At 63.4% G+C, this 25491-nt stretch carries 21 protein-coding genes and 1 pseudogene; 18 read left to right on the top strand and 4 right to left on the bottom strand.

Annotation, left to right across the window (positions count from 1 at the left end):
• The first annotated feature begins 176 nt into the window (after positions 1 to 176).
• From PLD_RS12245 to PLD_RS12235, 3 genes are all read left to right on the top strand, one after another.
• Entirely contained in the window at positions 177 to 887 is a 711-nt protein-coding gene (locus PLD_RS12245; RefSeq protein WP_159892929.1) for a histidine phosphatase family protein, read from the top strand.
• Positions 888 to 937: 50 nt separating this feature from the next.
• Complete coding sequence (locus PLD_RS12240) at positions 938 to 1252, top strand: SCP2 sterol-binding domain-containing protein (RefSeq protein ID WP_011061945.1); 315 nt, start codon at positions 938 to 940, stop codon at positions 1250 to 1252.
• A gap of 259 nt (positions 1253 to 1511) precedes the next feature.
• Positions 1512 to 3230, top strand: a complete 1719-nt coding sequence (locus PLD_RS12235; protein WP_159892927.1) for a hydrogenase maturation protein — start codon at positions 1512 to 1514, stop codon at positions 3228 to 3230.
• Between the two features lie 51 nt (positions 3231 to 3281).
• On the opposite strand, the gene PLD_RS12230 is transcribed toward PLD_RS12235, so the two are convergent.
• Positions 3282 to 5915 (bottom strand): glucosidase, encoded by a 2634-nt coding sequence (locus tag PLD_RS12230; protein ID WP_159892925.1) that lies wholly within the window; start codon positions 5913 to 5915, stop codon positions 3282 to 3284.
• Between the two features lie 199 nt (positions 5916 to 6114).
• On the opposite strand from PLD_RS12230, the gene PLD_RS12225 reads away from it, so the two are divergent.
• Both PLD_RS12225 and PLD_RS12220 read left to right on the top strand, forming a co-directional pair.
• The gene (locus PLD_RS12225) at positions 6115 to 6387 is read left to right on the top strand and encodes a hypothetical protein (RefSeq protein WP_178116150.1); all 273 of its coding nucleotides are present in this window, start codon (positions 6115 to 6117) and stop codon (positions 6385 to 6387) included.
• A 355-nt stretch (positions 6388 to 6742) separates the two neighbouring features.
• Positions 6743 to 7012, top strand: coding sequence for a hypothetical protein (locus PLD_RS12220; protein ID WP_159892921.1), 270 nt, complete (start codon positions 6743 to 6745; stop codon positions 7010 to 7012).
• Positions 7013 to 7094: 82 nt separating this feature from the next.
• Here PLD_RS12220 and PLD_RS12215 read toward each other — a convergent pair whose 3' ends face one another.
• A complete protein-coding gene (locus PLD_RS12215; RefSeq protein WP_159892919.1) occupies positions 7095 to 7463 on the bottom strand; it encodes a hypothetical protein in 369 nt (122 codons plus the stop codon).
• A gap of 242 nt (positions 7464 to 7705) precedes the next feature.
• Positions 7706 to 10867: a DEAD/DEAH box helicase gene (locus PLD_RS12210; RefSeq protein WP_218575856.1), complete on the bottom strand. Its 3162-nt coding sequence runs from the start codon at positions 10865 to 10867 to the stop codon at positions 7706 to 7708.
• A gap of 215 nt (positions 10868 to 11082) precedes the next feature.
• On the opposite strand from PLD_RS12210, the gene PLD_RS12205 reads away from it, so the two are divergent.
• From PLD_RS12205 to PLD_RS12165, 9 genes and pseudogenes are all read left to right on the top strand, one after another.
• Entirely contained in the window at positions 11083 to 11853 is a 771-nt protein-coding gene (locus PLD_RS12205; protein ID WP_011061949.1) for a FadR/GntR family transcriptional regulator, read from the top strand.
• A gap of 102 nt (positions 11854 to 11955) precedes the next feature.
• Positions 11956 to 13158, top strand: coding sequence for an ABC transporter substrate-binding protein (locus PLD_RS12200; protein ID WP_159892917.1), 1203 nt, complete (start codon positions 11956 to 11958; stop codon positions 13156 to 13158).
• 70 nt (positions 13159 to 13228) lie between these two features.
• The gene (locus PLD_RS12195) at positions 13229 to 14089 is read left to right on the top strand and encodes a branched-chain amino acid ABC transporter permease (RefSeq protein ID WP_159892915.1); all 861 of its coding nucleotides are present in this window, start codon (positions 13229 to 13231) and stop codon (positions 14087 to 14089) included.
• 2 nt (positions 14090 to 14091) lie between these two features.
• Complete coding sequence (locus PLD_RS12190; protein ID WP_159892913.1) at positions 14092 to 15102, top strand: branched-chain amino acid ABC transporter permease; 1011 nt, start codon at positions 14092 to 14094, stop codon at positions 15100 to 15102.
• Positions 15099 to 15860: an ABC transporter ATP-binding protein gene (locus PLD_RS12185; RefSeq protein ID WP_159892911.1), complete on the top strand. Its 762-nt coding sequence runs from the start codon at positions 15099 to 15101 to the stop codon at positions 15858 to 15860. The genes PLD_RS12190 and PLD_RS12185 overlap by 4 nt, the downstream gene beginning before the upstream one ends.
• Positions 15860 to 16555, top strand: a complete 696-nt coding sequence (locus PLD_RS12180; RefSeq protein WP_159892909.1) for an ABC transporter ATP-binding protein — start codon at positions 15860 to 15862, stop codon at positions 16553 to 16555. Before PLD_RS12185 ends, PLD_RS12180 begins: the two co-directional genes overlap by 1 nt.
• A gap of 13 nt (positions 16556 to 16568) precedes the next feature.
• Positions 16569 to 17849 carry a Zn-dependent hydrolase gene (locus PLD_RS12175; protein ID WP_159892907.1) on the top strand — a complete coding sequence of 427 codons (1281 nt, stop codon included), beginning with the start codon at positions 16569 to 16571 and terminating at the stop codon, positions 17847 to 17849.
• A complete protein-coding gene (locus PLD_RS12170; protein WP_159892905.1) occupies positions 17846 to 19258 on the top strand; it encodes an amidase in 1413 nt (470 codons plus the stop codon). Before PLD_RS12175 ends, PLD_RS12170 begins: the two co-directional genes overlap by 4 nt.
• A 269-nt stretch (positions 19259 to 19527) precedes the next feature.
• Positions 19528 to 20701: pseudogene (locus PLD_RS12165) on the top strand (amidase family protein).
• A gap of 99 nt (positions 20702 to 20800) precedes the next feature.
• Here PLD_RS12165 and PLD_RS12160 read toward each other — a convergent pair.
• Positions 20801 to 21103, bottom strand: coding sequence for a LysR family transcriptional regulator (locus PLD_RS12160; protein ID WP_256674598.1), 303 nt, complete (start codon positions 21101 to 21103; stop codon positions 20801 to 20803).
• A 194-nt stretch (positions 21104 to 21297) separates the two neighbouring features.
• On the opposite strand from PLD_RS12160, the gene PLD_RS12155 reads away from it, so the two are divergent.
• The 4 genes from PLD_RS12155 (at position 21298) to PLD_RS12140 (ending at position 25467) form a co-directional block, all read left to right on the top strand.
• Positions 21298 to 21771 (top strand): hypothetical protein, encoded by a 474-nt coding sequence (locus PLD_RS12155; RefSeq protein ID WP_159892903.1) that lies wholly within the window; start codon positions 21298 to 21300, stop codon positions 21769 to 21771.
• Between the two features lie 381 nt (positions 21772 to 22152).
• Positions 22153 to 22779, top strand: a complete 627-nt coding sequence (locus PLD_RS12150) for a response regulator transcription factor (protein ID WP_159892901.1) — start codon at positions 22153 to 22155, stop codon at positions 22777 to 22779.
• Positions 22780 to 23162: 383 nt separating this feature from the next.
• Positions 23163 to 24338: an SRPBCC family protein gene (locus PLD_RS12145; protein WP_159892899.1), complete on the top strand. Its 1176-nt coding sequence runs from the start codon at positions 23163 to 23165 to the stop codon at positions 24336 to 24338.
• 25 nt (positions 24339 to 24363) lie between these two features.
• Positions 24364 to 25467: an SMP-30/gluconolactonase/LRE family protein gene (locus PLD_RS12140; RefSeq protein WP_159892897.1), complete on the top strand. Its 1104-nt coding sequence runs from the start codon at positions 24364 to 24366 to the stop codon at positions 25465 to 25467.
• The last annotated feature ends 24 nt before the right edge of the window (positions 25468 to 25491 follow it).

The following is a 25491-nucleotide window of genomic DNA, read 5'->3' as shown; positions in this document are numbered from 1 at the left end:
CAACGAGCGGCGGAATGGGCCCAAGCATACCGGCGCGACTGGTCGGCCACCAGTCGCGAAACCTCGTGTTACGAGGCTCCAACAAGCATTTCAAACAAGCGTATGTTTTTTCATTGACAGCTCACCGGCATCCTCATAACCTCGCAAAACTTTCAACGTGCCGGGACGACGTGGACGTGGGCAGCATCTACCTGATTCGACATGGCCAAGCCTCTTTCGGTGCAGACGACTACGACGTGCTGTCGCCCAACGGCGTGCGTCAAGCCGCCGTGCTCGGCGAGCATCTGGCGGCGCTGGGCATCAGCTTCGATCGCTGCCTGTCCGGCGACCTGCGGCGCCAACAGCACACCGCGCAGGCCACGCTGGAACAGATGAGCGCGGCAGGCCTTGCCAGCCCGTCACTGGAAATCGATTCCGCCTTCAACGAATTCGATGCCGACGCCATCATCCGCGCCCTGCTGCCCGACCTGTTGCCCCAGGAACCCGAAGCGCTGCATATCCTGCGCAACGCGGCGCAGAACCGCGCCGAGTTCCAACGTATTTTCGCCCTGATCATCCAACGCTGGCTGGCCGGTACCTACGATCCTCCCGGGCTGGAGAGCTGGCTGGGCTTCGTCGAGCGGGTCCAGGGCGGTCTGCAGCGGATTCTCGAAACAGCGGACAACCCGCACAAAATCGCGGTGTTCACCTCTGGCGGCACCATCACCGCCCTGCTCCACCTGATTACCCGGATGCCCGCGCAGCAGGCGTTCGAACTGAATTGGCAAATCGTCAACACCTCGCTCAACCAGCTGAAGTTTCGCGGTCGCGAGGTGTCCCTGGCTTCTTTCAACAGTCACGCCCATCTGCAACTGTTGAAGGCTCCGGAGCTCATCACTTTCCGCTGAGCCCGGCTTACTGTGACCCTTGCTGTAACCACCCATAAAAGGATCGAACCATGACCTCCGTAGCTGACGCCGTACAAGCCATGCAAGCCAAGTTCAACCCAGCTGCCGCTGCCGGCCTGGACCTGGTTTTCGGCTTCCGCATCGATGATTCCAAGCACTTCTCGCTGGTCGTCAAGGACAGCACTTGTGAACTCAAAGAAGGCGAAAACCCAGACGCCCAAGTCACCCTGGTGATGGACGGCGAAACCCTGGACGGCATCGTCAGCGGCGAAACCGACGGCATGCAAGCCTTCATGGGCGGCAAACTGCGCGCCGAAGGCGACATGATGCTGGCCATGAAGCTGAGCGAGCTGTTCCCAGCCTAAGACCCCGCCAGGTCCGGCTGCACACAAATCCCGCCCCCGTGGCGGGATTTGTCATTTCTGCACCACACAACGCCTCTAGCCCGCCGCTTTGCCCTGGATCAATGCCACTGGGCAGCCCATCCCAGCAGCAGCCCCCTTGATTGATCTCGGTCAGCTCTTGCCCCGCAGCCCCCCTCTACTCTTGCGCCTCCATTGCGGCCAGGGACGGCACAGCCGGAGCCCTTTGCCACACCGCTATCACTCACGGAAGAGTCCGCTTATGCGATCACTGAAGATCATCCTGCTGTCCACTGCCTTTAATGGTCTGACCCAACGCGCCTGGCTTGACCTGCGCCAGGCCGGGCATCGGCCCAGCGTGGTGCTGTTCACCCACGAAGAAGAGGTCTGCCGGCAGATCGAAGAAGCTGAGGCCGACCTGGTGATCTGCCCGTTCCTCAAGGACCGAGTACCGCAGCAGCTGTGGAGCAACGCCAAGCGTCCAGTGGTGATCATCCACCCAGGGATTGTCGGCGACCGTGGCGCCAGCGCCCTGGACTGGGCCATCAGCAAGGAACTCAAGCGTTGGGGCGTCACCGCGCTGCAGGCGGTGGAAGAGATGGACGCCGGGCCAATCTGGTCGACCCACGAATTCAACCTGCCCACCGGTCTGCGCAAGTCCGAGCTGTACAACGGCTTGGTCAGCGACGCCGCCATCCATTGCATCCGCGACGTGGTGGAAAAATTCCGCAACGGCTTTACCCCCGTCCCTCTGGACTACGACAACCCCGCGGTGCTTGGCCGCCTGCAACCGAACATGAAACAGTGCGACCGCACCTTCAGCTGGCACGACAGCGCGCAGTTCATCAAGCGCAGCATCGACGCCGCCGACGGCCAGCCCGGCGTCCTGGCCAGCCTCGCTGGTGGTCAGTACTACGTGTACGACGCTCACCTGGATTCACGCACCGGCATGCCCGGGCAACTGCTGGCGGTGCATGACGATGCGGTGCTAGTGGCCTGCGGCGATCACAGCCTGTGGATCGGCGCCCTGCGCCTCAAGCCCCAGCCCGGCGAAGAAACCTTCAAGCGCCCGGCCCGTCACGTGCTCGGCGAGCGCCTGGCCGAGGTACCGGTGCTGGACTGGTCGGTATCCAACAGCCCGTTCAGCACCGAACCCTACCAGCCAATCCGCTATCGCGAGTCCGGTCGAGTCGGTGAGCTGACCTTCGAGTTCTACAACGGCGCCATGAGCACCGAACAGTGCCAGCGCCTGGTCAGCGCCCTGCGCTGGGCCAAGGCCCGGGACACCCAGGTGCTGCTGGTACGTGGCGGCCGCGGCGCCTTCAGCAACGGCGTGCACCTGAACGTGATCCAGGCCGCCCCGGAGCCGGGCCTTGAAGCCTGGGCCAACATCCAGGCCATCGACGACGTCTGCCTGGAGCTGCTCAGCGCCCGCCAACTGGTGGTCAGCGGCCTGACCGGCAATGCCGGCGCTGGCGGCCTGATGCTGGCCCTGGCCGCGGACGTGGTCCTGGCCCGCGCCGACACCGTCTACAACCCGCACTACAAGAGCATGGGCTTGTACGGCTCCGAATACTGGACCTACAGCCTGCCCCGCGCCGTCGGCCAGGCCATGGCCAAGCAGTTGACCGAAGCCTGCCTGCCCATCAGCGCCCTCCAGGCCCTGCAAATGGGCATGGTGCAAGAGATCGGCCCGCGCTGCCCGGACGAGTTCAGCCTGTGGCTGCTGCAACGGGCCAATGGCGTGCTCACCGACCCGCGCTACCAGCACCTGCGCCAGCGCAAGCTGGACGCCGACCCGCAACTGATGCAGCACTGCCGCAACGCCGAGCTGGAAGAGATGCACATGGACATGGTGCAAAACCGCAAGGGCTTCGCCGAGAAGTGCAGCAACTTCGTCTACAAACGCAAGACCTGCTGCACACCAGAGCGGCTGATCGAGGCCTGGGCCAAGCCCCAGGACATCGCCCTGGTGGGTTAAAGCCAAAGTCTCCCCTTCCGCAACCGTCGCCCGGCTCGCCGGGCGACGCCTTCAGCCTCGTGGCTGCAACAGCAACGCCACCAACGCCGTCCACCCCGTCTGATGGGACGCCCCCAGCCCACGCCCGGTTTCGCCATGGAAGTACTCATGGAACAGCACCAGCTCGCGGTCCTCGGCTTGCACCTGCAACTGCGGGTAGCTGTTCATGGATGGCCTGTGCCCTTCTTCATCCAGCAAGAACAACCGCGTCAGACGCTGGCTCAAGCCGTCGGCCACTTCCTCCAGGGACGCCAGATAGCCGGAGCCCCGCGGGTACTCCACCGAGAAGTTGACGTCGTAGTAGCGATGAAACTCGCGCAGGGATTCGATCAACAGGTAGTTGATCGGCATCCACAGCGGTCCGCGCCAGTTGGAGTTGCCGCCGTACAGCCGTGAATCGGACTCCGCCGGCTCATAGCGGGCACACAGCTGCTTGCCGTCCACCTGCATGGCGAACGGCTGCTCGAAGGCCTTGGACAGGGAGCGGATACCGAAATCCGAGAGGAACTCGCTTTCATCGAGCATGCGCTTGAGCAGGTCCTTGGTGCGCTCGCCGCGCAACAGCGCCAGGAGCATGCGGTTGCCCTTGCCCGGCTCGTACCAACGCGACACCAGGCTCGCCAGGTCCGGTCGGTGATGCAAGAAGCCCAGCAGGCGCTGGGCCAGCCCCGGCAGGTTCTGGTGCTCGTGCGGCTCCAGTACCTGCACCGCGAACAGCGGCATCAAGCCAACGATGGAGCGCAGGCGCAGGGGTTCGTTCTTCCCGTCGGGGCGGTGCAGCACGTCGTAGAAGAACTGGTCTTGTTCGTCCCACAGCCCCTCGGCGCTTTCATCCACGCGATTGATGGCCCCGGCGATATACAAGAAGTGCTCGAAGAACTTCACCGCAATGTCCACGTACACACCATTGCGCTGAGCCAGCTCCAGGGCGATGCGCATCAGGTCCAGGGCGTAGGCCGCGACCCAGGCCGTGCCATCGGCCTGATCCAGGGTGAAGCCATCAGGCAACGGCGCGGAACGATCGAACAGGGCGATATTGTCCAGGCCGAGAAAACCGCCCTGGAACAGGTTGCGGCCCTCGGCGTCCTTGCGGTTGACCCACCAGGAAAAATTCAGCAGCAGCTTGTGGAAAATGCGTTCGAGAAAGTCCAGGTCGCCCACCCCAGTCAGGGCCTTTTCCTGCTGATAGACCCGCCAGCAGGCCCAGGCGTGCACCGGCGGGTTGGCATCATCGAAGCGCCACTCGTAGGCCGGCAACTGCCCGTTGGGGTGCATGAACCTATCCTTGACCAGCAACAACAGTTGCTGCTTGGCAAAGCCGGGATCAATCAGGGCCAAGGCCACTGCCTGGAAGCCCAGGTCCCAGGAGGCGTACCAGGGGTATTCCCAGGTATCGGGCATGGAAACGATGTCGCAATTGCACAGATGGCGCCAATGGCTATTGCGCCGATGCGCGCGCTCCGTCGGCGGCACCGGTTGGCCGGGGTCGCCATCGAGCCACCGGTTGACGTCGAAGTCATACAGTTGCTTGGACCACAGCAACCCAGCCAAGGCCTGACGCTGCACATTGCGCGCGTCCGCGCTTTCGATGCCCTGCTGCAACGCCGCGTAGAACTCATCGGCCTCGCGCCGCCGCTGCTCGAACAGCTGGCGGGCGCTGACCGGTTCGCTGCCAGCCGGGGCAAAGCGCAGGAACAGCCGCTTGCTCTCGCCGCCCGCCAGCTCCAGGACGAAATGCGCCGCCACCCGGGTGCCGCCATCGTAGGCCACCGCACTGGCTTGCCCACCCACCAGATAATCGTTGATGCCGTCCTTGAACGGCCCCGGCGCCGCCAGCCCGTCCAGCTTGGGGAAGTTGCTGTCGTTGTTGCAGAACAGCCACTGGCAAGGGTCTGCGCCCCAGGCGGTGATCTGCCGCTCGGGCAGTTGCCCGTGCCGCGCCAGCACCCTGTCGCCCTCCAGGCGCAGGCTCGGTCGCGGCGCGTCGCCACCCCAGCTCCAGGTGTTGCGCGCCCAGACCTGGGGCAGCACCCGCAGCCGCGCCGGCTGGTGGAAACGGTTGTGCACGGTGATGAGCATGAAAATGTCATCGGCCGTGTGCTTGGCATATTCCACCGTCACATCGAAGTAGCGGTTGTCCTCGAACACCCCGGTATCGAGGATCTCGTACTCGGCATCATGCAGGCCGCGCCGAGCGTTTTCCGCCACCAGATCGGCATAGGGAAAGGCCGAGTGGGGGTACTTGTAGAGCATGCGCATATAGGCATGGCTGGGCACACCGTCGAGGTAGAAATACAGCTCCTTGACGTCCTCGCCGTGGTTGCCCTCGGCATTGTTCAGGCCGAACAGGCGCTCCTTGAGAATGCTGTCGTGTTCATTCCACAGCGCCAGCCCGAGGCACCAGTGCTGGGCCTTGTCGGAGAAGCCGGCCAGGCCGTCCTCGCCCCAGCGGTAGGCGCGGCTGCGGGCATGTTCGTGGGGGAAGTAGCTCCAGGCGTCGCCATCGGCGCTGTAGTCCTCGCGCACCGTGCCCCACTGCCGTTCACTCAGGTACGGGCCCCACTGGCGCCAGTGCTCGGCCTCGCTGCCTTGCAGGCGCCGGCCTTCAACCGTATCGAGAATGCTGGTGGTGGATTTTGCCGGCATGGGAAGTGTCCTTGACCATGGAGGTGACTTGCAGTGTAGGAGCAGCCCGTCTCCCTGCCCCATGACAAATGTTTCACGGTGCGAAGACCTGAGGCCGCGAAAACAGCGCAAAAAGCCTGTGCCAGAGCCCGCGCGGCTAAATTTTCCGCCCCTGGTTCGTTATAATCGGCAACCCTTTTATGGCCACGCGGATTCGATGATGTTCAGTTGCAAAGCGTTTTTCCCGGCCCTATTACTGATGGCCACCTGTTCGGCCCAGTCCGCAGGCCTTGACCTGAGCTACCCGCAACCGCCGTTGCCGGCCACCGCCCAGGCCCCGGCGCCAGAGAGCGACACACCGAAACTCAAATTGCAGTTCACGCCGGCCATCAGCTACGAGCACCGTTGCAGCGGCCAGTGCACCTACGAAACCAATATCGACCAGCTGCACGACCGCGAAACCCGCCACAGTTCAAGCATCGGCTTCGACTGAGGCCTGGCATTGAACCTGTGGCGCGCTTGATCCACACTCGCGCTCCTGAGTCCTACAGCAAACTCAGAAAGTCCTGTCCTGTCAGTGCCTTGTTCCGTTTTGGGGTACATGCCTATAGTCCCGGGTCGTCCTGATGACGAACGGGTTTGGCGACCCGGTGAATGGAATGAAGCGAAGCGCTGGCAGATTGGTCAGCGCTTTTGTTCTCGCATGACCGCTTGATGGCGGCTGTGCGCGGGAGACCTTCGGGTCTGTCGGTTCTTCCATTCCCGGCTCGCCAACCCGCGTACAGCTGCCACCCTTTTGTTTGGCGACGATTGAGTGACAGCGCTCACCCCTGAATGGAGTTGGACTCATGAATCGCTACATGCCGATCACCGGCCACGACTGCACCATTCCTTCCCTGCTGATCGATACCCAGGCCCCTGCCGACGTGCTGTACGAAGCGGCCGCCTATCGCATCCGCGCCGCCACCCAACTGCTGGAAAACTTCGCCGCCCGCCCCAACATCCCCGGCGATGCCGTGGTGCTGCAAGAGTTGGCATTGGTTTGCGCCATTCCGCTGCGCGATGGCTGTGACGTGCTGGATGTACTGGGCCGTCAGCTGCAAGCGCAGCGCCCTTGAACCAGTAGCAACCGGCTTGCTGGCGAAGAGGCCCGCAAGCCTTGCGCTGCCCTTGAGTCCGCCTTCGCTGGCAAGCCCGTTCCTACAACGATCGGTTGGAGTAGTACCGATAGAGGTCTTCGTCCGGCCAAACCTCTTCGTAAGCACTGATAAGTCCCGCCAAGGCATGACTGCGAGGATTGATGGAGGGCTGGTAAAGCGCCAAGGCGAAGCACTTGACCTCCTCCCATTGCAGCTCCCGCATGCAGAACTCCACAACCTCCAAGGGCGTAACGCGAGAAGACAGCATGATCTTGAATTTCTCTACAAACAGATCCCGGGCCTGAGGATAAGACTTCACCAGGTTCAGGATATCCAGCAAACGCGACTCGAAGCGCGTGTCGCCCGTCTCGTCATAGGACAAAGCGGCCAGTGCACAGAGCTGGTCGAAGGTATCACTGATGCTAGTCATTGCTGTTCTGCCCCATCCCTGAATCCGCTTGAATACCTGTCACGATGAAGCGCACAACTTGAGATGAAACGCCGCGCCGGCTTGCTGGCGAAAAAGGTCCGCGAACCTTGTACAGAAAAGCCGTCTTCGCTGACAAGCCAGTACTTGCATAAGTAAGCGCTGAGCGAGGATGTTTACTGCCTCGCCCTTGGCAACAGCACACAGGTACTGATTATTCTCGCGACATCAGCTGACATGACCTGTCAGGACGGAGCCGCAGCCATGGCCTCACTCGCTGGGTGTTGCACTTGCGCCCGGGATAACAGGTCCCGGGCCACTTCGAAATACTGTCGATCCCCCCACAGGTTCTGGTCCCCCAGAATGTAAAGGTGTTTTTTCGCCCGGGTGACAGCGACGTTCAGCAAGTTCGGAGTGGAGCACGCCCAATCAATCGCCCCCATGCGCGTGGAATCACACCCCAGCACAAAGAAAACGATATCGGCCTCCTTGCCTTGAAAGGTGTGGACCGTGCCAATGCAACTGCTGACCCACCCCGCCAGATTGGCGGGAGGCGGCACCTCGGCGCCCAGAACTCGTCTCCAGGCCGCAGCATTGCCCAACAGGCTGACCAGCCCCGCCTTGACCTCGCGGAACGGGGTGATGACAAACACCGGCGGCAGCAGCGCCCCACCGTCCCTCAGAGCCGCCTGGTAAAGCTTTGCCAGCTCGCGCAGCAATCGTTGCCCTTGGGCTTCGATGTACTTCGTACCGTCCGTCGACTCCCCCGACACACTCCACCAGGCACTGGCACCCAATAACGGATGGGCAACGATGCCGGAATCCTTGGCATGGCGCATGCGCTGGGCGTAGGCGATGCGGTTGGAAATCTCGAACATCGGGTTGTCACAGCGGCGGTGCATGACCAGCGGAATGCCGATGAATTTTTCGGCGTCCAGAGGATGCCGTACACCCTGTCCATAGCCACGGTCGGCGAAGGTTTGTACCGAGTGGCTGTCGATCGCGTAACGCGAGCGCGAATCACCGAGCCAGTGCCGGCCCAAGGTGTCGAGCAGACGGGTCGATTGCGTCACCACAGGCTCGATCTGCAAGGGGTCGCCCACCACTACAACGCGCTTGGCGCGCATGATGGCACCAACGGCCGCTTGCGGCGGGGCCTGACCGGCTTCGTCGATGATCAGCCAACCCAGGTCTTCAGCTTCAAGGCCGGCAAACTGCGCACGAATCGAGGCGAAAGTACTCGACACCACCGGGGTCAACATAAACAGCCACTGCCATAAGGCACGCCTGGCGGGCAACAGCGGTGGACGCTCAAGCATGGCGCTCAGTGCGAACACCAGATCAGGGCTCGCGACTTCAAGAAAGAACGCTTCGTGCAAGGTCATCGCGGCAACGAACAAGTCGCTGCGGGCTTCATTGAAAGCAGCCCCCTGCCAGAAGGCGTGCTGCTGATTCGCCTGACTGTCCAAAGGCGCACCGTCCCACAGGTAGACGCCGCATTCCTGGATCAACCCCGGCAGGTCCCGTAGTTCACTCTCGAAAGCGCGCGCAAGCTCCAGATCATCACCAGCAGACACCCATTGCTGATAGAGCGGTTTGCGAAACCACTGGGCCAGCCAGCGCCACCATGCGGGGCCAAGCTTGCGTTCCAGGGTATTTTTTTTGGCCTCCAGACGCTCCAGCAGACGCTGCGTGCCCTCGATCAGTGACGCCAGGTGCTGCGGGCTCAGCCTCGGTGCAGCCGGCCATAACGCCTGGACCGCGGGAAACGCCTGCTGCAAGCGCTCATACAATGCACACAGAACCTGCAGCTGCTGACGCTGTTCATCATGGATTTTACGCGCCTTCAGGTAGCGCTCCTTGGCAACCTTGAAACCGAGCTGTCGATGACGGGTGCTGGACTTGAAATGCCAGTACGTCATGGCGCCGACCTTATCCCAACTGGCGAGGTCGACCTTGCTCTTGGCAATAAACGTGTCACCCGGTTTATCCGCAGGCGTTGCGGCGCGATTGCCAAAAATGTCGCGTAAGCGCCGGCGGTTGCTTTTTCTGCCCAGTGCCGCCGCGACCAAGCCCCAGACTGGCTCTGGGGTTTTCCAGGGTTTGTCGCCCTGACAACCGGCGTAGTGAGTCGCGACCTCCTGAAAATAACTCAGGTGCTGGACGCGCGCGGCGTCGATGCCCTTGAGCTGAGGCAACTCCAGGGACAGATTTTCCACGGCGCCGTTATTGGTAGAGGCCACGAGCATCTCGAAGCCGGTCAGCGTTTCAGATAACAGCGGAATCCGATAACTCTTCTTGCTGAAAACCGCATCGATCACCTGATCACTGAGGCCATCCTTGGCCACCGCCAGTTGTGCCAGCGCGTCCGCCCTGCCGACCACCAAATCGGCGATCAAGTCACGCAGCAAGGTGGTTTTTCCAGTGCCCGGTGGGCCGTTGACCGCGAGGATCTCACCCTCGTCCATCGCTCCCATGGTGTTCAGCGCAAACTGCTGCATCAGTGATTGCACGTGCTGGCTTGCAGCAGGCCAGCGCCCGCCAATGCCATTTTCCGGGCGCAACGTGCGGTTTATTGCCTGTTGCCCGGACTCGCTATCCAGGTCCAGCTTCTGCGGGTCGAGTGTCGACAAATACGTCCGCAAAGCACGCGCAGGCCGCTCGCTGCTCAAGAGACGTTTGGCCTGGACAAGGTCATGCACGTAGAAGCTGTTGAGGATCACCAATTCATCAGCAGGCGCCATCGGCTCAGGGCTGTCAGTTGATACGTCGTCAGGCTGAACCGAAACCGCACCGTTGCGAGGCTTGGCGATCGGCCAAATATCCATGTAGGCCAGGTCGGTCTGTGGCAGGGCCCATCCGGCCCATTGCTCCAGGTGCTTGAGCACTTGGGGCAACTGTTCCGCACCCAGGCGCTTGTCTGCCCATTGCGACTGCTCATCAGCCAGGACACGTTTGAGTTCACGTACGCTCTCATCGAAAGTCACGGCACACAAGGCACCGATATCGCCGCTGGCCAACCGGCCTAGCGCCCACGGCAAGGCCGAAACACTCAGGCTCTCAAAGTTGGGTTCACCGGTGGGCCCCAGGGTCAATTGGGCGTAACAGGTAAGGCCGGTTGCCGCCATCTCGCCATCGCGCACCTTGGCCACTTCACTGATCGAAGGGCTGTCGACATAGTCTTCGATCATTCGCGTGACATGAGTGACATCGAAGGGCAGCCAATAGAGCACGCGACGGTGCCCCAGGTATTTATCCCAGAGCCCACTGGCCAACCAGGTCTCGGTCAGCCGCTCGACACTGCGTGATTTACGCGCATCGTCCAGGGGCTTATCCAGGTCGTATGCATTGAAGAATTCGACGCTGTGCCAGAAGTCCAGCACCTGCTCGTGATCGGTCATCGTCATGATGAGAAAGAAATCCTTTAGAAATTCCAGCTCGAAAATACAGTGATGGCAAAGCGCTGTCTAACGCAGCCGCCGGCTCCAGTGAACCCGACACAGTTATCTGATTACGCCGCCTCAACATCAAAAACGACGCCCTGTTGCCCCAGGCAGTTGACGCGCCACGCCCATCTCTATTTATTACTATTTATCCGCATTAATACGATAAATAGCCGCCCATGCTGAAACGCCCCGTTCGCCGCAAACGCCAGAAGCTTTCCGACGTGATTGTCGAGTCGGTGAAGCGTTCCATCGTCACCGATGCCCTACGCCCCGGTGACCGCTTGCCCACCGAGAAGGAGTTGATGGAAAGCTTCCAATGCTCCAAGGGCTCGGCCCGGGAGGCGCTCAAGGCGCTGGAGGTGGAAGGCCTGGTCAATACCCGCACCGGGCCCAACGGCGGCGCCTACCTGAACCAGGCCGGCACCGAGCCGGCCAGCCGCGCGCTGCGCAACTACCTGCACTTCCAGCACATGGACGGCGAGCAGGTCTATCAGTTGCGCAAGGTGATCGAGGTGGAGCTGGCGGTGTCGGTGATCGGGCGTTTGAGCGAGGCGGATTTCAAGGCCCTGCAGGACAATATCGACTTCTGCAGCCACCCCGAGGACAGCGAGGCTGGCCAGCGCGAGCAGCGCATCGCCGAACTGGAGTTCCACAACCTGCTGGGGCGAGCCTGCCCCAACCCGCTGCTGAGTTTCATGGCGCAGTTTCTCAACGATTTGCTGCGCGACCTGGTGGTGCTGAAGAAGGCCTACAAGCCCAAGCGCAAGCAGTTCGACGCCGCCAACCTGGATTACCACAAACGCTTGCTGCTGGCCTTGCGCGCCGAAGATGAACGCGCAGTGCGCCAGTTGATGCACGAACACATGTGCGACGCCGAGCACCACATGACCGCCCTGGAAGGCGAAGTCACCCAGCACTTCCTGCTGGAGTTCGACCACCACCGATAGCGCCCGCCGTCCACCGCTTTGCCAATAACAAGCCTGAACACAGGCTGCTACGTCGATTCGCCATTGCCACTCCTGCCAATAACTAAACCAAGGAGTTACCCCATGCAGCGTCGTACGTTGTTGAAAGCCGGTCTGGCCGTTAGCGGTGCCCTCAGCCTCGGGCTGGGGGTGCGCAACGCCTTTGCCGCCGAACCCTTTACCTTTTACGGTTTGAAGTCGATGTCCGGCGCCTTTGCCAGCTACGGCAAGTTCGCCGACATGGGCTCGCGCCTGGCGGCGGAGCAGTACCCGACCCTGCTGGGGCGACCGCTGCACTACAAGGTGATCGACACCGAGGGCAACGCCGGCAAGGCGGTGCGCCGGGTCCAGGAGGCGATTGCCCAGGACGGCGCGCGGTTCTTCCAGGGCTGCACCCTGTCGTCTTCGGCGCTGGCGGTGGCCAAGGAGGTGGGCAAGGTCGGCGGGGTGTTCATGACCCCGGTGGGCGCCGATGAGGTCACCGGCAAGGACTGCAATGCCTCGACCTTTCGCTGGTCGGTGCCAACCTACGGCGCCATCCGTGAAACCATGGTGCCGCTGATCAAGTTGCTGCCCGAGGCCAAGCGCTGGTACACCATCACCCCGCAATACGTGTTCGGCGAAGCCTTGCTGGAAGGGGCGAAGCAGGTGTGTGCCGAACACGGCATCGAGCACATCGGCAACAGCTACCATTCCTTGCAGGAGCAGGAGTTCTCCGGCTACCTGACCAACGCCATCGCCGCGCGTCCCGATGTGCTGGTGCTGTTGAACTTCGGCAGCCAGTCATCCAACGCCCTGCGCCAGGCGGTGAACTTCGGCATCAAGGAACGCATGAAGGTGCTGCTGGTGTGGTCCGCCGGGCTCGACCAGTTCCAGGAGCTGGGCAGCGACGTGCTGGAAGGCGTCTACCTCGGCGCGCAGTACTGGCATCAGGTGGACACTCCGCTCAATCGCGAACTGGTGAAGCTGACCCAGGCCAAATACGGCATCAACCCCACCTACCCGCTGGCCGCCGACTACATCGGCAGCAAGATCATCCTGGACACCATTGCCGCCACCGGCAGCTTTGACGGCGCTACCGTGGCCAAGGCCATGCAGGGCCTGACCTACCAGGGCCCCACCGGAGAGGAGAGCATCCGCGCCGGCGACCATCAGGTGATCAAGGATTACTACCTGCTGGTGGGCAAAGCCGCCGCCACGATGCGCGACAAGGACGACCTGGCCGAAGTGCTCAGCGCCGGTCGCTCGTTCCCGGATGTCAGCGCCACCGGCTGCGCCCTGGCCTGACGCTCGACACTTCTATCGCTGGCTACAGGCAGCGGGCTCCGTCCAAGGGCTCCCTGCCGAGGGTTCCTGCATGCTTAATGTGTACCTGTTCCAGATCCTCAACGGCCTCGGGCTGGGGATGATCTACTTCCTGATCGCGGTGGGCCTGACGATCATTTTCGGCCTGCTGAACTTCGTCAACTTCGCCCATGGCGCGTTCTTCGTGCTCGGCGCCTACATCTGCTACACCGCCGTCAGCCTGACCGGCAACTTCTGGCTGGCCCTGGTGCTCGCGCCCCTGGTGGTGGCGGCCCTGGCCTGGATCATCGAGCGCCTGTTGATCCAGCGCATCTACCACTTGCCGCACATGTTCCAGATCCTGGTGACCCTGGGCATCGCGCTGATCATCCAGGAAGCCAGCGTGATGATCTGGGGCCCGGTGGGCAAGGCCGTGGCGGTGCCGGAACTGCTGCGCGGGGTGCTGGTGATCGGCGACTTCGTCTACCCCTACTACCGCCTGTTCCTGATCCTGTTCTCGGCCCTGGTGGGGCTGGGCCTGTGGCTGCTGCTGGAGCGCACGCGCTTCGGTGCCCTGGTGCGGGCCGGCAGTGAAAGCACCGAGACCGTGTCGCTGCTGGGCACCAATATCTTTCGCCTGTTTTCCATGACCTTCGCCCTCGGCGTGGCCCTGGCCGGGATCGCCGGGGTGCTGTTCGCGCCCTTGCGCGGCGCCCAGCCCTTTGTCGGCCCGGAGATTCTCGGGGTGGCCTTCGTGGTGGTGGTGATCGGCGGCATGGGCTCGTTCGGCGGCGCCCTGGTGGGCGGTCTGCTGGTGGGGGTGGTGCAAAGCCTGATGACCAGCCTCTGGCCCCAGGGCGCCAGCCTGATGATCTACGGCGCCATGGCGGCAGTCATTCTGGTGCGTCCATACGGCCTGTTCGGGAGAGCATGATCATGAGCGAGAAAAACCCTCTGTCCTTTGCCAAGACTCAATCGCGCGGCCTGCTGTGGCTGGTGATCGCGGTGCTGATCGGCCTGCCCCTGGTGCTGCCGTCGGCGACCCTGGCCAGCGAGATCCTGATCTTCGCCCTAGCCGCACTGGCCTGTAACCTGCTGCTGGGCTACACCGGGCTGCTGTCGTTCGGCCAGGGCATCTTCTTCGGTGCCGGTGCCTACTGCGCCGCCCTGTTGATGATCCATCTGCAACTGGGGCTGTTCAGTGCCCTGCTCGGCGCGGCGCTGGTGGGAGCCTTGCTGGCACTGCTGGTGGGCGCCCTGGCGATCCGCCGCACCGGCATCTACTTCGTCATGCTGACCCTGGCCTTCAGTCAGATGGCCTACTTCATTGCCTACACCCTCAGCGACTGGACCGGCGGCGACAACGGCCTGCTCAGCGTGCCGCGCCCGGAGATTCGTATCGGTGACACGGTGCTGCTGTCCCTGGCCGACGCGCGCTATTTCTACGGGTTTGTCGCGGTGCTGTTCCTGCTGATCTTCATCGGTGCCCGGCGGGTGATCGCCTCGCCGTTCGGCAGCACCCTGATGGCCATCCGCGAGAACGAAACCCGCGCCGCCGCCATCGGCTACGACACCCGGCATTTCAAGATCCTGGTGTTCATGCTCTCCGGCGCGGTCACCGGGATTGCCGGGGCCCTGTACGCCATGCTCCTGCACTTCGTGCCGCTGTCGAACATCGACCTGGCGATGTCGGAAAACATCCTGATCATGACCATCGTCGGCGGCACCGGCTCGCTGTTCGGCTCCCTGCTCGGCGCCGGCGCCATCGTGCTGCTGGGCGAATTCCTCTCCGAGCTGTGGCCACGCTGGCTGATTCTGCTGGGGGTGATCCTGATCCTGGTGGTGGTGTTCATGCGTGGCGGTTTGTGGGGCGGTTTGTCGAGCCTGGTGGAACGACTCAAAGGCTCACGCAAGATGGCCTTGCTGGCCGAGGAGAAACGCTCATGAGCACGCCTGCGCAGTACCTGCTGGAAACCCAGAACCTGGAGCTGGCCTACGGTGCCTTCCACGCGGTCAACGGGGTCAACCTCAAGGTCGAGGCCGGCACCATCCACACCATCATCGGCCCCAACGGCGCCGGCAAGACCAGCCTGTTCCACTGCCTGACCGGCGAACGCCAGGCCACCGCTGGAGCCATCCGCTTCAACGGCCAGAACATCATCAAGAAACCCGCCCACGGCCGGGTCGGCCTGGGCATGGCGCGCTCCTTCCAGCTCACCAGCCTGTTCCAGAACCTCAGCGTGCGGGAGAACCTGCGCCTGGCCGCCCAGGGCCGCGACGGCCTGGGGGCGCTGAACTTCTGGCGCCACGTGGACAGCCGCCGCGAGCACCTGGAGGTGGCCGATCAAGTGCTGGAACGCCTGCAACTCACGGCCCGGGCCCAGACCCTGGCTGGCGAGCTGTCCCACGGCCAGCAACGGGTGCTGGAAGTGGGCATGTCGATCTGTTCGAAACCGCAATTGCTGATGCTCGACGAGCCCACCTCGGGCATGGGCATCGACGACATTCCGATCATGACCCAACTGATCAGCGACCTGGGCCGCGACCACACGGTGCTGCTGATCGAACACAACATGAGCATCGTCATGTCCATCAGCCAGCGCATCACCGTGATGAGCCACGGCCAGATCCTGGTCGAGGGCACGCCGGATGTGGTGCGCGCCGATGAGCGTGTGCGTGTCGCCTACCTGGGAGAAGCCGCCTGATGCTGACTGTCGAGAACATCCATTCCTACTACGACAAGAGCCACGTGCTCGAAGGCGTCTCGCTCAAGGTGGAGGCCGGTGAACTGGTGACGCTGCTGGGGCGCAATGGCGCGGGCAAGACCACCACCTTGCGCAGCATTCTGGGGATCATCTGCCCGCGCCAGGGCCAGATCCACTTCAACGGCCAGCAGCTGGTGGGCCAGAAGATCTTCGAGATCGCCCGCCAGGGCCTGGCCCTGGTGCCGGAACACCGGGGCATCTTTCGCCTGCTCAGCGTCGAGGAAAACCTGCGCATCGCCCAACGCAAGACCAGCCGCTGGCAACTGGACAACGTCTACCGAATGTTTCCGCGGCTCAAGGAGCGCCGCAAGAACGCCGGCCACGCCCTGTCCGGCGGCGAACAGCAGATGCTGGCCATCGCCCGTGCCCTGCTCAATGACCCCAAGCTGCTGATCCTCGACGAACCCACCGAGGGCCTGGCGCCGGTGATCGTCGACGAGCTGGTGAAGATCCTGCGCACCCTCAAGGAAGACGGCCTGCCGGTGCTGCTGGTGGAACAGAACCTGATGGTCTGCGACAAGCTCGCCGACCGTCACTACGTGCTCGAACAGGGCCGTGTGGTCTACCAGGGCAGCGCCGCCGAGTTTCGCGCCGACCCGACCATCAAGAACCGCTACCTGGCCCTGAGCGCCTGACGGGAGAAATGCCATGAACAGTCGACTGGACCCACTGCAGTCCTTGCACAGCAATGCCTCGCTGATCAACCGCGAGCGCCTCTGGCAGTCCTTGATGGACCTGGCCCGACTGGGCGCCACCGCCAAGGGCGGCGTGTGCCGCCTGGCCCTCACCGACCTCGACCGTCAGGCCCGCGACCTGTTCGTGCGCTGGTGCGAAGAGGCCGGCTGCAGCGTCAGCGTGGACGGCATCGGCAATATCTTCGCCCGCCGCGCCGGGCGTGACCCGAACCGAGCCCCGGTGATGACCGGCAGCCATATCGACACCCAGCCCACCGGCGGCAAGTTCGACGGCTGCTACGGGGTGATGGCCGGGCTGGAGGTGATCCGCACCCTGAACGACCTGGGCCTGGAAACCCAGGCGCCGATCGAAGTGGTGGTCTGGACCAACGAGGAAGGCTCACGCTTCCCGCCGTGCATGATGGGTTCGGGGGTGTTCGCCGGCAAGTTCGACCTCGCCGAGACCCTGGCCAAGCAGGATGAACAGGGCCTGTCGGTGGGCGCCGAGTTGCAGCGCATCGGCTATGCCGGTCCGCGTGCGGTACTCGGCCATCCGGTAGGCGCCTATTTCGAAGCGCATATCGAGCAAGGGCCGGTGCTGGAAGACCGCCAGACCACCATTGGCGTGGTCATGGGCTGCCTGGGCCAGAAGTGGTTCGACCTGACCCTGAGCGGGGTCGAGGCCCACGCCGGGCCGACGCCGATGCACCTGCGCAAGGACGCCCTGGTGGGCGCGGCGCAAGTGGTCAGCGCGGTCAATCGCATCGCCCATGCCCATCAGCCCCATGCCTGCGGCACCGTGGGCTGCCTGAGCCTGCACCCGGGCTCGCGCAACGTGATCCCCGGACAGGTGCAGATGACCCTCGACCTGCGCCACCTGCACGCCGACCGCTTGCAAGCCATGGTCGATGAAGTGCGCCAGGTGATCGAAGACAGCTGTCGCCAGCACGGCCTGAGCTTCGAGCTGACCGCCACCGCCGACTTCCCGCCCCTGGACTTCGATCCCGCCTGCGTGGCCGCCGTGCGCCAGGGCGCCGAGCACCTGGGGCTGAGCCACATGGACATCGTCAGCGGCGCCGGGCACGACGCGATCTTTATCGCCGAGCTGGGCCCGGCAGGGATGATCTTCGTGCCCTGCGAGGGCGGCATCAGCCACAACGAAATTGAAAACGCCGCGCCCCAGGACCTGGCCGACGGCTGCGCGGTCCTGCTGCGGGCCATGGTCAATGCCGCTCAAGGAGCTCAATCGCTATGAAGCAAGCCACTGACATCGCCGCCTTGAGCGGCGTCGAACTGCTGCGCCATTACCGTGAAAAGCGCCTGTCACCGGTGGAAGTCACCGAAGACGCCCTGGCGCGTATCGAGCGCTTCAATCCCCTGGTCAACGCCTACTGCCATATCGATCACCAAGGGGCCCTGGACGCGGCACGGGCCTCCGAACAGCGCTGGCTCAAGGGCCAGCCCTGCGGCGCCCTGGACGGCTTGCCAGCGTCGATCAAGGACCTGACCCTGACCCGCGGCATGCCCACCCGCAAGGGCTCGAAAACCACTGCGGCCGCCGGCCCCTGGGAGGTCGACGCGCCCTTCTCCGGCTTCATGCGCGCGGCCGGCGCGGTGCTACTGGGCAAGACCACCACTCCGGAATTCGGCTGGAAAGGCGTGACCGACAACCCGTTGTACGGCATCACCCGCAACCCCTGGGACACCCGCCTGACGGCCGGCGGTTCTTCCGGTGGCGCAGCGGCAGCGGCCTCGCTGAACCTCGGCGTGTTGCATCAGGGCAGCGATGCCGGGGGCTCGATCCGTATTCCCTGCGCCTTCACCGGCACCTTCGGCATCAAGCCGACCTTCGGCTACGTGCCGCAGTGGCCGGCCAGTGCGATGAACATCCTCTCGCACCTGGGGCCGATGACCCGCAGCGTCGATGACGCCGTGCTGATGCTGCAGACCGTGGCCCGTCCGGATGCCCGTGACGGCCTGCTCGGCGCCCCGCGCAGCACGCCCTGGTTACCGGAAAATGCCAGCCTCAAGGGCCTGCGCATCGCCTACAGCCCGGACTTCGGCTACGTCAAGGTCGACCCGCAAGTGGCGCGAGTGGTGGCCCGGGCCGTGGAGCGCCTGGCGCAACTGGGGGCGCAGATCGAGCAGGTCGATCCCGGTTTCAGTGATCCCCTGGAGCTGTTCAATACCCTGTGGTTCTCCGGGGCGGCGCGCCTGACCGCAGCCCTCAGCCCCGCCCAGCGCGCCTTGCTGGACCCGGGCCTGCTGCGCATCGCCGAACAGGGCGAAGGCATCAGCCTCAGCGACTACAGCGCCGCCCTGGAGGCTCGCGCCGCCCTGGTGGCCCACATGGCCGCTTTCCATGAGCGCTACCACCTGCTGCTCTCGCCCATGCTACCCCTGACCGCGTTCGCCGCCGGACACAACGTCCCACCGGGCTCGGGCCTGGGGGAATGGATGGAATGGACGCCCTTCAGCTACCCCTTCAACCTGACCCAGCAACCGGCGGCGTCACTGCCCTGCGGCTTTGCCGACGACGGCCTGCCCGTGGGCTTGCACGTAGTCGGCGCACGCTTTGCCGATGAGCAAGTGCTGCGCTTGTGCCGGGCCTATGAACAAGCGTTCCCCAGCCCCCACCCCCAAGCCCCCGTCCTGCGACACTGACCCGCACAAAACCCCGTAGGAGCCGGCTTGCCGGCGAAGAGGCCCGCGAGCCTTGTGCAAACCCTGAGGCCGCCTTCGCGGGCAAGCCCGCTCCTACAGAACGTCTCGATTGGGTGGGGCCGCCTTCAATCAGGCTGAGGGATACGCCGCTGCCGTGCTCACAAAAACGCAACACCCGGCTGCGTCCTTTGTGGGGGTTGGGCCAGGCGGGAGGCGCTACAGTCGGGTCATCAGCAACCCGACTGACGCCCGACACAAGGATGCGTTCGATGACTGATCTGCACGATCTGTCCACCACCCAGCTGCTGGCGCAATTCGCCAGCCGCCAGCTCTCGCCACTGGACTACTACGAACATTTGCCGACCCATATCCGGCGCTGGGAGCCGCATATCCGTGCGCTCTATGCCTTCGATCCGGAGCAGGTACGCCAGCAGGCCCTTGTTCCACCGAACGTTGGAACAAAGACGCGCCCAATGGCCTGCTGGACGGGATTGCGGTGACGGTCAAGGAACTGATCGCCACCCAGGGCACGCCCATTCCCCTGGGCAGCGCGGCCACCACCCTGAAGCCGGCCCTGCAGGATGCGACGCCCGCCGCGCGGATGCGTGAGGCTGGGGCAATCATCCTGGCCAAGACCACGGTGCCGGATTTCGGCATGTTGTCCTCGGGGCTGTCGAGCTTCCACGGCACTACCCGCAATCCCTGGAACACTGCCTGCAATACCGGTGGTTCCAGTTCCGGCGCCGCGGCCACAGCGGCCGCCGGTGACGGGCCGCTGCACATCGGCATCGACATCGGCGGCTCGGTGCGTCTGCCGGCCGCCTGGTGCGGGTTGGTGGGGTTCAAGCCGACCCTGGGACGGATTCCCATCGATCCGTATTACACCGGGCGCTGCGCCGGGCCCATGACCCGCAGTGTCGAGGATACGCTGCTGCTGATGTGCTACCTGGCCAAGCCCGACGCCCGCGATGCCACCAGCCTGCCACCCTTGACCGTTGACTGGAGCAATGAACCGGTGTCGGTCAACGGCTTGAAGATCGGCCTGATGCTGGAGCCCGGCGCCGGGCGCCGAGCTGTCCGTGGTCGAGGCGGTGCAGGGCTTCAACCAGACGTTAGAGAGGCGCCAACGCGCCGCTCAGGTGTTCAGCGAGTTCGACCTGATGCTGTCGCCGACCAAGCAGATCAACCGCTTTCCCGCCCAGTGGCCGTCGCCGAACAACGACCCGCAGCACCCGTTCGAGCACATCGTCTTCCCCCTGCCCTGGAACATGGGCGAACAACCGGCGCTGTCGATCAACTGCGGTTTCGCCGCCGATGGCCTGCCCATCGGCCTGCAGATGATCGCTCCGCGCTTTGCCGATCAATGGCTGCTGCAAGGTGGCCAAGACCTATGAGAGCTGGCGCGGAGCATTCCACAGTTGGCCGAGTCCGCCGTCTCACTGACACACCGAAACTGCCGCCTTCACCCCAGCACCGGGCTTCGCCGCAAGCACCGGCGCCAGCACGCTGGAAACGCTACTTTCCGACACATGGATGCTGACGTTACCCGCTACCTGGCTCTGGCGGCTGGCGGCTGGCGGCTGGCGGCTGGCGGCTGGCGATCACGTCGCGCACCTGATCGAAGCCGCGCAAGGTCGAGCTGACCTGCTCGGCCAGGCACTCGCCTTCCACTGTCAGGCGGCTGCCCCGCGGGCCGCGCTCGATCAGCGCGGTGCCGAAGAAGTGTTCCAGTTGCTCGATCTGCCGGCTCACGGCGATGGGGGTCACGTACAGCCGCTCCGCCGCCTGGCGCAGGGAGGCATAACGGGCCACCTCATGAAAATAACGCAACGCTCGTAACGGCATGATCGCTCGCCCCATCGCTGAACTGATCCATGAAACACGCAATGACTGCGCCCAAGCGTTTGAAGTCCCCCCGTCGCTCGCTTACAAAACATTGATCTGCGCCCCCGCCGTGCCTACCCTGTTAGACAGCCGATTGCGCAATGGCGCACGAACCACTTCCGGCGCCCCTGCCGGCCTGCTGCCAAGGATTTTCCATGAGTACTCTGCCCCGCACTGCACCGCTTGCCCTACTGCTCGCAGCCCTGACGCTGGTGAGCGCCTGCTCCAGCGTCACCCGCAAGATCAACCCTGAACCCACCATTACCTCCGCCGGCATCCTCGCCTTTCGCGACATCTGCTTGAAATCCGCCCCTTCCTTCGCGGGCGCCGAAACCGCCGCCCGCGCCCACGGCATTGCTGAACTGACCGACGCCGGCTTCGCCAAGATGGGCATGAACCAGGACCAGACTCTGGGGCTCCAGGTCAAGGCCAATCAGGAGTGCGCGATCACCACCCCGAACCAGAACGACAGCTCGCTGACCCAGCAGTTCTTGAACACCGCCGCCAAGTTCTCCAGCACCCCAGTGGCGCAGAACGTGCCTGCGCGGATCACCCTCGACGGGCAAACCTTCATCCTCATGCATGATCGACGTGGCGGCGAAGCCTATGTGATGCTGAAGGCACATTAACAGCCGGCCTTCTTTCACACAGTTGCCCGAGCTGACGCCGAGCCGCTTCCTGCACCATCGATCAGCAGAACAAACGGCGCAAACTTCATACTTGAGCCAAGCCATCAAAGACAGTGCGAAACCCACGGCAAGAAGGTTCTTGGAAGATTGCAAGGCCCTTCTTGCGTGAATCCATTGCTCCTTTTTCTGAACTAACATGCCAACCTCGCAAAGCCTCAGCTTTGCGAGGTTGGCATTGTCTCCCCCGACCTTGCCAAAAACCCTGTTCCCCTGAACGAGTCATAAGGCTATGACCTCCCTAACAAAGACAGTGACCGTCGAGTGACCCATTTTCCGCAACGCCCTCAAGCCGCCCTCCCTTGCGAACCGTCCGAGGGAATCATGAAGAACAAGCGTGTACTGATTGTCGACGACCACCCCATTATCCGCGCCGCCGTTGGCGATCTGCTCAAAGAGCATGGCTACGAGCCCGTTGGTGACGCCTCCGACGGCTTTGAGGCCCTGGAGAAGATCCACAAGCTGCGCCCCGATTACATGCTGCTGGATATCACCCTGGACAACCTGGATGGACTCTCGGTCCTGCAGCGCATCGCCACCGACCTGCTGGAAGTCAAGACCCTGGTATTCACCGCCAACCGCGCCAGCACCTACGGCGTGCGCTGCATGCAGGCCGGGGCCATGGGCTTCATCAACAAGAGCGCCGGCCTGCCGGAGCTGGTCAAGGGCCTGAACGCCCTGGCCGACGGCTATCTGTATTTCCCCAAGGAAGTGCTGGAGATGTACCGGGGAACCAGCAACACACCCAACGAGTTGCTGAGTAACCTGACCAACAAGGAACTGGTGATCCTGCAGTTGCTGGCCAACGGCTACAGCAACCTGGAGATCGCCAGCAAGCTCAACCTGAGCAACAAGACCATCAGCGGGCACAAGATCAATGTGCTGAAGAAGCTTGGGGTGCGTACCACCATCGAGCTGGCCACCATCGCCAGGGAGCTGGACCTGCTGTAACGCAAGCGGGCCTGCGCTATCACTCACTCTGGCAGATCAGCCGCAGCGGCAAGCGACCCATGGCCATGACCTGAAACGGTGTGCAACAACGGCAGGGCAAGGGATGGTAGAACAAGGGCGCGCGTCATGGTCTTGCCAATGAAACCTTTCAACGGTCCTCTGGGCATAACCGGGCTCAGACTGCTGGATTGAGGTAAAGCGCTCGATCAGATGCTGTGCACCGGCCTCCCAGCGATCCTGCCACCGACCCTGCGCATCCTCCTGTTCGCACGCCGCCATGATCAGGCGGCAGCGCTCGGACGACAGCCCCTTGAGCTGGCCATTGGCTGGATAAAGGGTCGACGGCTACGCTGCAACTCATAAAAACAACAAGGGACCTGGCCGTGCGAGCAACCACCCAACACTTTCGCGAGCAGTATCGAGCCGCGGTCAGTCCGCGTTACAACCCCTGGCTGCATGGCGGTTTTGTGTTGGGTTACGGGCTGCTGTGCGTCGCCCTGCTGTACAGCACCCTGGAGCGGGTGCGGCCGCTGGAATGGCTGGCGGTGCCGGTGGCGCTGCTGTTGTTCAACCTGTGCATCTACGGAGTACACCGCTGGCTGGGGCATTACAAGCAGCCATTCGGGCGGTTGTTTTACGCCCGTCACACGGGCGATCACCACAGCTTTTTTGCCCCGGGGCTGATGACCTATGAGCAGCCCAAGGATTGGCGGGTGATTCTGTTTCCGGCCTGGTTGATCGTGGTTCACAGCCTGTTGTTCACCCTGCCCCTGTGGGCGTTGCTGCGCCTGTGGAACGGCAACGTGGCGGCGCTGTTCGCCAGTTGCACAGTGATCGGCTACCTGGCCTATGAAACCTTCCATGCCTGTGAGCACTTGCCCGCCAGCCATCCTCTGGCGCGCCTGCCCTGGGTGCGGCAAATGCGCCGTCTGCACGAGCTGCATCACCGCCGCGAGCTGATGCAGACGCGCAATTTCAATATCGTCCTGCCGCTGATGGACTGGCTGTTCGGCACGTTGTACTGGCCGCCGGAGGAATGCTCAGGCTCGGCTCATGGTCCTGTCAGCTCCACGCCCATGACCCGCATGCAGCATCAGATCGACATTCCCCGCAGCATCGCCGCCACCCTGGCCTACGCCGCCAGTCCACGGCGCTGGCCAGAGTGGCATCCGTCGTCGCTCAAGGTGGTCGGTGACGAGGGGCCGCTGTTCGCCGGCCAGGGTTTCGAGGAAGACATTCATGCCGGTGGGCGCCGCGGCCATCTGAGCTGGCGGGTCGAGGAGTATCTGCCGGGATACCGCTGGCGCGCCAAGGCTCGGGGCGATCATGGCCTGGAGTTGCAACTGACCTATGAGTGCCAGCCCCTGGCGGCCGAGCACACGCGTTTTGTCCGCACGTTGGAGTATCGCTTCGATACATGGTTGATGCGCCTGGGCAATCAGTTGTTATTCAAACGGCGGATAGAACAAGAGTCCGCGGCGTCGTTGCTGGCATTGTGCGAACGGGCCAAGCAAGCCATTGTGCGACCGCTCGCCCATCCGGCACGCGGCCCATCTTGAAACCGAACCCGACAGGAGTCGTTGCATGAATCAGACTGCCCCACGGCGCTCTTCCACCAGCCGGATCATTGCACTGCTGGTACTGGCAATACTGGCGTTCTTACTGCTGGCGCCGACCCAGGTCCAGCCGGTGGCCTGGAACCCGGCACCGGCGCCATCGCTGAGCCAGGGCCCGTTTGCCGAGAATCAGAAACTCAAGGCCGCGCAACCGGTAGGTGCCCGGGATATCGATGGGCCGGAAGCCTTGCTGCTCGAGCATGACCAATTGATCAGCGGCCTGCATGACGGTCGGGTGATCCAGACCCGCCTCGACGGCACCTCCCTCAAGGTGCTGGTCAACACCGGCGGCCGCCCCCTGGGGCTGGCCCGGCATCCTGACGGGCGCCTGATCATCGCCGACGCCATCAAAGGCCTGCTGGCCCTGGACGCGCAAGGTCAATTGCAGACCCTGAGCACCGCCGCCAATGGCCTGAAGTTCGGTTTCACCGACGACGTGGCGGTGGACGCCGCCGGGCGCTATGCCTATTTCAGCGACGCCAGCAGCCGCTGGGGCTATGGCCACGATGGCGAGGCGGTGATCGAGCATGGCGGCGACGGACGCCTGCTGCGCTACGACTTCCAGAACGGCAAGACCGACCTGTTGCTGGAGAACCTGGAGTTCGCCAACGGTGTCGCCCTGGGGCCGGACGAGGCCTTTGTCCTGGTCAATGAAACCGGTGCCTACCGCATCAGCCGCTACTGGCTCAAGGGCGACCAGGCCGGCAGCCATGACCTGTTCATCGATAACCTGCCAGGGCTGCCGGACAACCTCAGCTTCAACGGCCGGGAGCGTTTCTGGGTGGCGCTGTATGCACCGCGCAACCCGCTGCTCGATGGCACGGCGCCCTATCCTTGGGTACGCAAGATACTGGTGCGGGCTATGAAGGTATTGCCCAAACCGGTGGAAAAGCGCGGCTTTGTCCTGGGACTGGACACCCAGGGCCGGGTGATTGCCAATCTGCAAGACAGCAGCAGCGGCAGCTATTCGCCGATTACCACGGTGCGTGAGTATGGCGATGCGTTGTACCTGGGGTCATTGACTGCGCGGCATATGGCGCGCTTGCCGTTACAGGATGCGCTGGCGCCTTGATCGAGCGGCTTGGGGGCCGCGCCA

Origin of the sequence: Pseudomonas sp. LD120 (assembly GCF_009861525.1) — a bacterium.
GTDB lineage: Bacteria > Pseudomonadota > Gammaproteobacteria > Pseudomonadales > Pseudomonadaceae > Aquipseudomonas.
The sequence above is the reverse complement of the archived record's forward strand: the minus strand, read 5'-3'. Positions and strand labels throughout refer to the sequence as shown.

What these genes read in the sequence shown, in the direction of transcription:
- PLD_RS12205 (WP_011061949.1), top strand. Translation starts at nt 11,083, where the DNA reads ATGCTGAAACGCCCCGTTCGCCGCAAACGCCAGAAGCTTTCCGACGTG.
- PLD_RS12160 (WP_256674598.1), bottom strand. Translation starts at nt 21,103, where the DNA reads ATGCCGTTACGAGCGTTGCGTTATTTTCATGAGGTGGCCCGTTATGCC.
- PLD_RS12155 (WP_159892903.1), top strand. Translation starts at nt 21,298, where the DNA reads ATGAGTACTCTGCCCCGCACTGCACCGCTTGCCCTACTGCTCGCAGCC.
- PLD_RS12235 (WP_159892927.1), top strand. Translation starts at nt 1,512, where the DNA reads ATGCGATCACTGAAGATCATCCTGCTGTCCACTGCCTTTAATGGTCTG.
- PLD_RS12240 (WP_011061945.1), top strand. Translation starts at nt 938, where the DNA reads ATGACCTCCGTAGCTGACGCCGTACAAGCCATGCAAGCCAAGTTCAAC.
- PLD_RS12175 (WP_159892907.1), top strand. Translation starts at nt 16,569, where the DNA reads ATGAACAGTCGACTGGACCCACTGCAGTCCTTGCACAGCAATGCCTCG.
- PLD_RS12170 (WP_159892905.1), top strand. Translation starts at nt 17,846, where the DNA reads ATGAAGCAAGCCACTGACATCGCCGCCTTGAGCGGCGTCGAACTGCTG.
- PLD_RS12215 (WP_159892919.1), bottom strand. Translation starts at nt 7,463, where the DNA reads ATGACTAGCATCAGTGATACCTTCGACCAGCTCTGTGCACTGGCCGCT.
- PLD_RS12185 (WP_159892911.1), top strand. Translation starts at nt 15,099, where the DNA reads ATGAGCACGCCTGCGCAGTACCTGCTGGAAACCCAGAACCTGGAGCTG.
- PLD_RS12180 (WP_159892909.1), top strand. Translation starts at nt 15,860, where the DNA reads ATGCTGACTGTCGAGAACATCCATTCCTACTACGACAAGAGCCACGTG.
- PLD_RS12140 (WP_159892897.1), top strand. Translation starts at nt 24,364, where the DNA reads ATGAATCAGACTGCCCCACGGCGCTCTTCCACCAGCCGGATCATTGCA.
- PLD_RS12230 (WP_159892925.1), bottom strand. Translation starts at nt 5,915, where the DNA reads ATGCCGGCAAAATCCACCACCAGCATTCTCGATACGGTTGAAGGCCGG.
- PLD_RS12225 (WP_178116150.1), top strand. Translation starts at nt 6,115, where the DNA reads ATGTTCAGTTGCAAAGCGTTTTTCCCGGCCCTATTACTGATGGCCACC.
- PLD_RS12210 (WP_218575856.1), bottom strand. Translation starts at nt 10,867, where the DNA reads ATGACGATGACCGATCACGAGCAGGTGCTGGACTTCTGGCACAGCGTC.
- PLD_RS12220 (WP_159892921.1), top strand. Translation starts at nt 6,743, where the DNA reads ATGAATCGCTACATGCCGATCACCGGCCACGACTGCACCATTCCTTCC.
- PLD_RS12190 (WP_159892913.1), top strand. Translation starts at nt 14,092, where the DNA reads ATGAGCGAGAAAAACCCTCTGTCCTTTGCCAAGACTCAATCGCGCGGC.
- PLD_RS12150 (WP_159892901.1), top strand. Translation starts at nt 22,153, where the DNA reads ATGAAGAACAAGCGTGTACTGATTGTCGACGACCACCCCATTATCCGC.
- PLD_RS12195 (WP_159892915.1), top strand. Translation starts at nt 13,229, where the DNA reads ATGCTTAATGTGTACCTGTTCCAGATCCTCAACGGCCTCGGGCTGGGG.
- PLD_RS12200 (WP_159892917.1), top strand. Translation starts at nt 11,956, where the DNA reads ATGCAGCGTCGTACGTTGTTGAAAGCCGGTCTGGCCGTTAGCGGTGCC.